This is a genomic window from Shigella sp. SIG6 (assembly GCF_053555815.1).
This window is the reverse complement of record NZ_JBQZXC010000137.1, coordinates 1-8986: the sequence shown is the minus strand read 5'-3', so window position 1 is coordinate 8986 and position 8986 is coordinate 1. Positions and strand designations below refer to the sequence as shown.

8 protein-coding genes and 1 riboswitch are annotated in these 8986 nt (G+C 51.2%); of the genes, 2 read left to right on the top strand and 6 right to left on the bottom strand.

Annotated features, from left to right (window positions below; all coding sequences use genetic code 11):
* Window positions 1–23: 23 nt before the first annotated feature.
* The gene (murI, locus tag ACUU1M_RS17005) at window positions 24–881 is read right to left on the bottom strand and encodes a glutamate racemase (RefSeq protein WP_000201819.1); all 858 of its coding nucleotides are present in this window, start codon (window positions 879–881) and stop codon (window positions 24–26) included.
* Window positions 826–2670: a TonB-dependent vitamin B12 receptor BtuB gene (gene btuB, locus ACUU1M_RS17000; RefSeq protein WP_000591335.1), complete on the bottom strand. Its 1845-nt coding sequence runs from the start codon at window positions 2668–2670 to the stop codon at window positions 826–828. The genes murI and btuB overlap by 56 nt, the downstream gene beginning before the upstream one ends.
* Before the next feature lie 65 nt (window positions 2671–2735).
* A riboswitch (cobalamin riboswitch) is annotated at window positions 2736–2925 on the bottom strand.
* Between the two features lie 113 nt (window positions 2926–3038).
* Between btuB and trmA the strand changes: the two genes are divergently transcribed.
* A complete protein-coding gene (trmA, locus tag ACUU1M_RS16995; protein ID WP_000186990.1) occupies window positions 3039–4139 on the top strand; it encodes a tRNA (uridine(54)-C5)-methyltransferase TrmA in 1101 nt (366 codons plus the stop codon).
* 39 nt (window positions 4140–4178) lie between these two features.
* On the opposite strand, the gene ACUU1M_RS16990 is transcribed toward trmA, so the two are convergent.
* Both ACUU1M_RS16990 and fabR read right to left on the bottom strand, forming a co-directional pair.
* The gene (locus ACUU1M_RS16990; protein ID WP_000806412.1) at window positions 4179–4538 is read right to left on the bottom strand and encodes a YijD family membrane protein; all 360 of its coding nucleotides are present in this window, start codon (window positions 4536–4538) and stop codon (window positions 4179–4181) included.
* A complete protein-coding gene (gene fabR / locus ACUU1M_RS16985; protein WP_001309117.1) occupies window positions 4538–5188 on the bottom strand; it encodes an HTH-type transcriptional repressor FabR in 651 nt (216 codons plus the stop codon). The genes ACUU1M_RS16990 and fabR overlap by 1 nt, the downstream gene beginning before the upstream one ends.
* A gap of 320 nt (window positions 5189–5508) precedes the next feature.
* On the opposite strand from fabR, the gene sthA reads away from it, so the two are divergent.
* Complete coding sequence (gene sthA / locus ACUU1M_RS16980; protein ID WP_001120816.1) at window positions 5509–6909, top strand: Si-specific NAD(P)(+) transhydrogenase; 1401 nt, start codon at window positions 5509–5511, stop codon at window positions 6907–6909.
* Here sthA and oxyR read toward each other — a convergent pair.
* Both oxyR and ACUU1M_RS16970 read right to left on the bottom strand, forming a co-directional pair.
* The gene (gene oxyR / locus ACUU1M_RS16975; RefSeq protein WP_001025932.1) at window positions 6892–7809 is read right to left on the bottom strand and encodes a DNA-binding transcriptional regulator OxyR; all 918 of its coding nucleotides are present in this window, start codon (window positions 7807–7809) and stop codon (window positions 6892–6894) included. The genes sthA and oxyR overlap by 18 nt on opposite strands.
* A 251-nt stretch (window positions 7810–8060) precedes the next feature.
* The coding region (locus ACUU1M_RS16970) for an MFS transporter (RefSeq protein WP_449144698.1) at window positions 8061–8986 on the bottom strand (926 nt) is incomplete at its 5' end.

Genomic DNA, 8986 nt, shown 5'->3' with positions numbered 1-8986 from the left:
CGACCGCGCAACATTCAACCAAATCAGCCTAAAACTGCCAGTTTTTCGAGCGTTTCGAAGCCGTAACGCTGTAAAACGGGCAATAATTGTTCAGCTTCTGGCGTCATTGCCATACAAAAGGCAATATTCGCATCGGCAGATTTTGCATCCGGGGCTTCATGTTCTAACAACCAGGCCGTTCGGCGAGCAATCGCTGCGCCAGAATCCACCAGCCGGGTTCCCTCTGGCAGCACTTGTAACAGTTCTTCTTGTAGTAGAGGGAAATGGGTGCAACCCAATACAACGGTATCTGGCGGCTCTTTCATTCTTAACCACGGGCGTAGGATACGTTTTAGTGCATCCAGAGAAACATCTTCGCCATGCAGCTTCGCTTCAGCCAACTCAACCATCTCTGCCGAGCCCAGCATTTCTATCTGGCATTCATTAGCGAAACGCGCGATCAGCTCATGAGTATAAGAACGTTTAACTGTTCCGCGGGTTGCCAGTAATCCGACAATGCCATTTGCCGTCAGACGTGCAGCAGGTTTAATCGCCGGCACGACACCAACAACCGGGAAGTCGAACTTTTCGCGTAATGCAGGAAGTGAAACGGTACTGGCGGTGTTGCAAGCGACCACAGCCAGCGCAAGGGGATAACGTTCTTGCACCGCGGTGACAATTGCCACCACTCGCTCAACAATAAACGCTTCGCTTTTTTCGCCATACGGGAAAGCGACGTTATCGAAAGCATAAATGTAATGGAGATCCGGTAAGAGATGCCGGATCTCGTCATAGACCGACAACCCACCGACGCCGGAGTCAAACACCAGCACGGTGGGACGTGGTTCAGAAGGTGTAGCTGCCAGACAAGGTGTATTCCCGTCCTGCAGTTTGGTAGCCATAGACTGTCTCATAATCTTTGTCGAACAGGTTGGCTATTTTACCACGAACTGTCAGGTGAGAGGTGACCGGATACGCAACCGCAAGATCCCACAAGCTCACACCGCCCATTTTAACGGTTTGATAAGGATAAGATGAGTAATCCTTATCATAGCGAGTACCTAAATACTGATAAGTAATACCCCAGTCGAAGTCATACAACTGCCAGTCGAGCTGGTATTTCACCTGCTGTTTAGCACGGCGTAACAACGGCGTGTCGGTAATCGCATTGCGCGCATCGACATAATCATAACTCACAGTATGCGTCAGTGGTCCGGTATCAAAATTGGCTGTCGCCTCGACGCCCTTAATCCGCGCTTTCCCTTCGTTGTAATATTTCAGGGTGTGATCATCATAATCGATCAAGTCACTGACATCGTTACGATATCCGGAAATACGCCAGTTCACCCCAGCGGTTAAGCCTTCAAACGCGCCTTCCCACTGTTTGCTTTTCTCCGGCTCCAGATTCGGATTTCCGTAGAAGCCATACAGTTGCCCCAGATTTGGTGCCTTATAAGATGTCCCGTAGGAAGCAATGAAGCGATAACCTTCGATGAATTCCCAACCGGCGCTGGTTTGCCAGGTTCCATGACGACCAAACTGTGAGTTATCGTCGCTGCGTGCTGCGCCTTCAAAGGTAAAATCGCCGACTTGTTGCAGCCCGGTCAGATAGATGCCGGTATTACGTTGATCATATCCATCCTCAACATAACCTGTACCCGGCGTCGTAGTCTGTTTCTGCCAGTCGACACCCGCACCAATACTACCGTGACCAACGATGACATTGTTTGCCCACTGGACGGTGTATTGCTTCATCTCATCGAGCGTCGCCGACGAATCATAACGACCATAATGGGGATCGTAGTTGTAATCTTTGCTATGGCTATAGCTGGTAATGAGTTGTGATTTAATCAGTTCGCCGTTATAGCACAGCCCGGCGTCCCAACTTTGGCTATAGAGTTTACGGGTATCGAGCAACGGTGAACCGGGAGAATAATACGCGTCATAATTGGTACGGTTATCATAGCCATAGCCGCGAACAAAGCCGCTCCAGGCATCAGTAAAGTTATGCTCCAGCGCCCCATAAAGCGTTTTACTTAAAAAACCATCGTTATCTGTCTGCGCTTGCGTTCCGGTATTACCATAGGCAACAACATCATAACCATGAGTATGGGCATAATCGCCCAACAGCGTTACCCGTGTTTTATCCCCCAGTTGTTGCTGCGTAGAGACATCATAGTTCTGATAACTATTGCTTCCCCACCCTGCTGAAATTTCCGTTCCGGGTTCATCGCGCGTCGTGATGATATTCACCACCCCGCCTATTGCATCGGAACCATAAACAGCGGAGCGCGGTCCACGGATATATTCAATACGCTGGACAAGCGCAATAGGGAACTGGCTAAGGTCGGCAGAACCACTCACCCCCGCCAGATTCAGGCGGACGCCATCAATTAACACCAGCACATGACTGGCATTTGTACCGCGAATAAAAATAGATGAGAGCTGACCTGAACCGCCGTTTTGGGTGATATCGACGCCCGGAAGACGGCGCAGCACATCATTGACCGAGGTCGACTGCCAGCGGTCGATATCCTGACGGGTCACAACGGTGGTTGGTGCAAGCACAGTGCTGCGCGGCTGTTCAAAACGGATAGCAGTAACGACGAGAGTATCCGGGCTGGTATCCTGTGCCCAAGCGGAAAATGCCGTGACGGAACACGCCGTCAGCAGCGAAGCTTTTTTAATCATTGTAAAGCATCCACAATAGAAGAAGGATGCCGCAGGTTTCATCAATATTACGCGATGATGAGAACCAGATGCGACGTTGGCCGGCAGGTCTTCGGGCTTGGAGGGGTATCTAAGATACTAAGAGATGATGACTTCCCACCGGATGGCAGTGTCCGCATAACGCAATCATCGCACCTTTCCTTACCGCTGCGCGTCAGCTCTAGATTCGCACTGGATTCCCTATTAACTCACAGGACCGGCAAGTGGATGCTACAGGTTGTAACAAGTTACTGTCCAGACGTAGCTCACAAATAGGAATTCATCAAGATCTGGACATCTGATGAGCAATCCCTACAATCGCCGCGTACTTTAATTTTTCAGGATACATCATGACCCCCGAACACCTTCCAACAGAACAGTATGAAGCGCAGTTAGCCGAAAAAGTGGTACGTTTGCAAAGTATGATGGCACCGTTTTCTGACCTGGTTCCGGAAGTGTTTCGCTCGCCGGTCAGTCATTACCGGATGCGCGCGGAGTTCCGCATCTGGCACGATGGCGATGACCTGTATCACATCATTTTCGATCAACAAACCAAAAACCGCATCCGCGTGGATAGCTTCCCCGCCGCCAGTGAACTCATCAACCAGTTGATGACGGCGATGATTGCGGGTGTGCGTAATAATCCCGTTCTGCGCCACAAGTTGTTCCAGATTGATTACCTCACCACGCTGAGTAATCAGGCGGTGGTTTCCCTGCTGTACCATAAAAAGCTGGATGATGAGTGGCGTCAGGAAGCGGAAGCACTGCGCGATGCACTGCGCGCGCAGAATCTGAATGTGCATCTGATTGGTCGGGCAACGAAAACCAAAATCGCGCTGGATCAAGATTACATCGACGAGCGTCTGCCGGTCGCAGGGAAAGAGATGATCTATCGTCAGATAGAAAACAGCTTTACCCAGCCGAACGCGGCGATGAATATTCAGATGCTGGAATGGGCGCTGGACGTAACCAAAGGCTCAAAAGGCGATTTACTGGAGCTGTACTGCGGCAACGGTAACTTTTCATTAGCGCTGGCGCGCAATTTTGATCGGGTATTAGCCACCGAAATCGCCAAACCGTCAGTCGCTGCCGCGCAATACAACATTGCCGCTAACCATATTGATAACGTACAAATTATTCGTATGGCGGCAGAAGAATTTACTCAGGCGATGAATGGTGTGCGCGAGTTTAACCGCCTGCAAGGGATCGACTTAAAGAGCTATCAGTTCGAAACCATTTTTGTCGACCCACCGCGCAGCGGTCTGGACAGTGAAACCGAGAAAATGGTGCAGGCGTATCCACGTATTCTGTATATCTCCTGTAATCCGGAAACGTTATGCAAAAATCTGGAAACATTAAGCCAGACGCACAAGGTCGAACGTCTGGCTCTGTTTGATCAGTTCCCCTACACGCACCATATGGAGTGCGGCGTATTACTGACCGCGAAGTAAAACCCATGCCGGATGCGCCAGCATCCGGCATGATACCGATTACTCAGCAACTTCCTGCTTACGGTTACGCATCTTCGCGCTAATCCAGAACACCATAATGACGGAGAGTACTGCCGGGAAGAAGTTAGAGCCGATATCCGGATATTCCGCACGAACTACCGTGCTGTACAGCAGTACGCCGAGAATAAAACAGGCAGCTGCCAGACCCGGCAAGCCTACCGGCATGGTGCGATTAAGATAACGTTGATGCAGGCAGTAAACCGTCAGCACCAGGGAAATAATCGGGAATACAGAAAATGGCACAATGGAGCTAAACAGCGCTGCGAAAGTACCATTAATCGATAAGCCAGCAACCAACGCCAGCAGCAGCGTACCTCTATCTTGATTTGCTTGTTTCATTACTCGTCCTTCACATTTCCCGGAATAATTGCGGTTTTCTCTTGTTCACGGCGATACCAGTAATAAGCCCCTTTCGAAATCATTCGCAGTTGCAGTACCAGTCGCTCTTCTAATTGCCGACGTTGTTCGACGCCGACGTCCAACGCCTCGGCACCCGCACTGAAGACAATTGTCACCATTGCTTCGGCTTGCGCTTCAGTAAACGCACGCGGCATATGGTTTTCGAGTTCCAGATAGTCCGCAAGTTCCGCAATGAAGTGCTGAATTTCACGCGCAACGGCGGCACGAAACGCAGCGGAGGTGCCGGAGCGTTCCCGCAATAATAACCGGAAGGCGTTAGGATTATTACCGATGAACTCCATAAATGTGGAGACCGAGGTACGGATCACACTCCCGCCTTTGGCGATACGCTGACGCGCCTGGCGCATGAGTTGGCGTAGCATTAAACCGCTCTCATCAACCATGGTCAGACCCAGTTCGTCTACGTCGCGGAAATGCCGATAAAAAGAGGTGGGAGCAATGCCCGCTTCACGCGCCACTTCACGCAAACTCAGGCTGGCGAAGCTGCGTTCAGCACTTAATTGGCTAAATGCGGCTTCCACCAGCGAACGGCGGGTTTTTTCTTTTTGTTGCGCTCTTACGCCCATCACGATGTCTGAATCCTTGCCAAAAGTACTGCTGGCACTATACCAGAGAATGAACATACTGGATTGCTCCAGTATTGTGAATGAACGGTAACGCAATAAAACATATTTACTGGCCGGTTCTTTTACGTACAGCGGAAACCTGCCGCTTAAACGGAGAGTATCGTCGATAAAAATCCAATAAAACGTCAGGGCAAAAGTAAGAAACAGACAAAGCAAAGGCCACTCAGGATATAGCCAGATAAATGACGGGGATCAATTGGCTTACCCGCGATAGAATGTTACCATTCTGTTGCTTTTATGTATAAGAACAGGTAAGCCCTACCATGCCACATTCCTACGATTACGATGCCATAGTAATAGGTTCCGGCCCCGGCGGCGAAGGCGCTGCAATGGGCCTGGTTAAGCAAGGTGCGCGCGTCGCAGTTATCGAGCGTTATCAAAATGTTGGCGGCGGTTGCACCCACTGGGGCACCATCCCGTCGAAAGCTCTCCGTCACGCCGTCAGCCGCATTATAGAATTCAATCAAAACCCACTATACAGCGACCATTCCCGACTGCTCCGCTCTTCTTTTGCCGATATCCTTAACCATGCCGATAACGTGATTAATCAACAAACGCGCATGCGTCAGGGATTTTACGAACGTAATCACTGTGAAATATTGCAGGGGAACGCTCGCTTTGTTGACGAGCATACGTTGGCGCTGGATTGCCCGGACGGCAGCGTTGAAACACTAACCGCTGAAAAATTTGTTATTGCCTGCGGCTCTCGTCCATATCATCCAACAGATGTTGATTTCACCCATCCACGCATTTACGACAGCGACTCAATTCTTAGCATGCACCACGAACCGCGCCATGTACTTATCTATGGTGCTGGAGTGATCGGCTGTGAATATGCGTCGATCTTCCGCGGTATGGATGTAAAAGTGGATCTGATCAACACCCGCGATCGCCTGCTGGCATTTCTCGATCAAGAGATGTCAGATTCTCTCTCCTATCACTTCTGGAACAGTGGCGTAGTGATTCGTCACAACGAAGAGTACGAGAAGATCGAAAGCTGTGACGACGGTGTGATCATGCATCTGAAGTCGGGTAAAAAACTGAAAGCTGACTGCCTGCTCTATGCCAACGGTCGTACCGGTAATACCGATTCGCTGGCGTTACAGAACATTGGGCTGGAAACTGACAGTCGCGGACAGCTGAAGGTCAACAGCATGTATCAGACCGCACAGCCGCACGTTTACGCGGTGGGCGACGTGATTGGTTATCCGAGCCTGGCATCAGCGGCCTATGACCAGGGGCGCATTGCCGCGCAGGCGCTGGTAAAAGGCGAAGCCACCGCACATCTGATTGAAGATATCCCTACCGGCATTTACACCATCCCGGAAATCAGCTCTGTGGGCAAAACCGAACAGCAGCTGACCGCGATGAAAGTGCCGTATGAAGTGGGCCGCGCCCAGTTCAAACATCTGGCACGTGCACAAATCGTCGGCATGAACGTGGGCACGCTGAAAATTTTGTTCCATCGGGAAACAAAAGAGATTCTGGGTATTCACTGCTTTGGCGAGCGCGCTGCCGAAATTATTCATATCGGTCAGGCGATTATGGAACAGAAAGGTGGCGGCAACACTATTGAGTACTTCGTCAACACCACCTTTAACTACCCGACGATGGCGGAAGCCTATCGGGTAGCTGCGTTAAACGGTTTAAACCGCCTGTTTTAACACTTTATCGAAATGGCCATCCATTCTTGCGCGGATGGCCTCTGCCAGCTGCTCATAGCGGCTGCGCAGCGGTGAGCCAGGACGATAAACCAGGCCAATAGTGCGGCGTGGTTCCGGCTTAATGCATGGCAGATAAACAACCCCATCGCGTTTGCGCTCCGGCGGCACAGCCAGCGCTGGCAATAAAGTGATCCCGCTACCTGCCGCCACCATGTTGCGCAGAGTTTCCAGGCTGGTCGCGCGGAAGTGTGTATCTTCATCCGCCCCGGCTTCAAAGCAGAAACCCATTGCCTGATCGCGCAAACAGTGACCATCTTCCAGCATCAGCAGTTTTTCCCCTGCCAGATCGGCCATCAGTACGCATTCGCGGTTCGCCCACGGGTGATCTTCATAGATAGCCAGCAACATTGGCTCATCAAACAACGGCACTTCAATGAATGCTTCGCTCTCTTTCACCAGCGCGAGGATCACGCAATCGAGTTTGCCGCTGTCCAGTTGCGCCAGTAACTGGTGGGTCTGTGCTTCATGCAGATACATTTCCAGCTTTGGAAATGTCTGGTGCAGCATCGGGATAATATGCGGTAGCAGGTATGGTCCAACCGTAGGAATCAAACCAATATGCAGCGGTCCGGACATCGTCTCGCCCTGCTGGCTTGCCATCTCTTTAAGGACTTTCACCTCACGCAGCACGGTACGCGCCTGATCCACCAGCAGCATTCCCGCCTGGGTGAACAACACTTTACGGCTGGTCCGCTCCAGCAACATCACGCCCAGCTCATCTTCCAGCTTACGAATTTGGCCGCTAAGCGTCGGCTGGCTAACGTGGCAGGAATCTGCCGCACGCCGAAAATGGCGGTGTTCAGCCAATGCCACCAGGTACTCAAGATCACGAATATTCATTATCCATCCTCCATCGCCACGATAGTTCATGGCGATAGGTAGAATAGCAATGAACGATTATCCCTATCAAGCATTCTGACTGATAATTGCTCACAGAAACGGAGCGGCACCTCTTTTAACCCTTGAAGTCACTGCCCGTTTCGAGAGTTTCTCAACTCGAATAACTAAAGCCAACGTGAACTTTTGCGGATCTCCAGGATCCGCTTTTTTTTATTCTACAGGCCCACAGCAAGAGAGCCTGATAGTAACGATTACTCAATGCGATCTTTGACAATAAAGAAGTAACACAGCGCCCCGGTGAACGTCACACAGGCCGCGATAACCAGCGCCAGATTAAACGAGTGTGTGGTATCCACTACCCAACCGGTTACGATCGGAGCAAAGGAAGCAAAAACAAAACTGCCAAAGTTTTGAATCCCGGCGATGGAAGCCACTTTTGTTTCTGACACCATCACCTGCACCAGTCCCCATGCAGACGTTCCCGCGAAATGCACGCAGAACAGCGCCATTGAGATAAACGCTACCGCCAGAGCTGGCGAGGAAGATTGCACGACCAGCAACGTGCCTAATGCCGACATCATCAAACCGCAGACAATAGCCGTTTTACGCGTCTTCGCCAGGTCGTAGCCTTTTTTCGCCAGCCGATCGACCACAATACCGTTAACCCACATCCCGACCGCCGCCGCGAGGAAAGGAATCGCCGCTACCCAACCGGTTTTCGCCAGACTGAAACCTTGTTCGGCTTGCAAATAACCGGGTAACCACGCAATGTAGAGCCAACCGGTATAATTGACGCCAGAGAAACCTAAAATCATCCCCCAAGTTGTCCGATGCTTAAACAGCGCCAGCCACTCGCTAAATTGCAGCTGTGGACGCGGTTTAACCGGCGCGGAGAGATACGTCCGTTCTTCGTCAGTCAGGACAAACTGCGCCCGGTTGCGATACCACGCGTACCAACAGATCCCAACCAGAATCCCTGCCACGCCGATGATAACGAACATCGTCCGCCAGCCCCATGCCAGCTGCATCAATACAAGAGCAGGAGGCGCGATAGCCTGACCGATAACGGTAGATGAGTTAAAAATCCCCAGCGCCGTGCCGCGTTCTTTTTGTGCATACCAGTCGGTGATCGACTTTACTCCCGCAGGCATAAATGGCGCTTCGCCAATACCCAGAC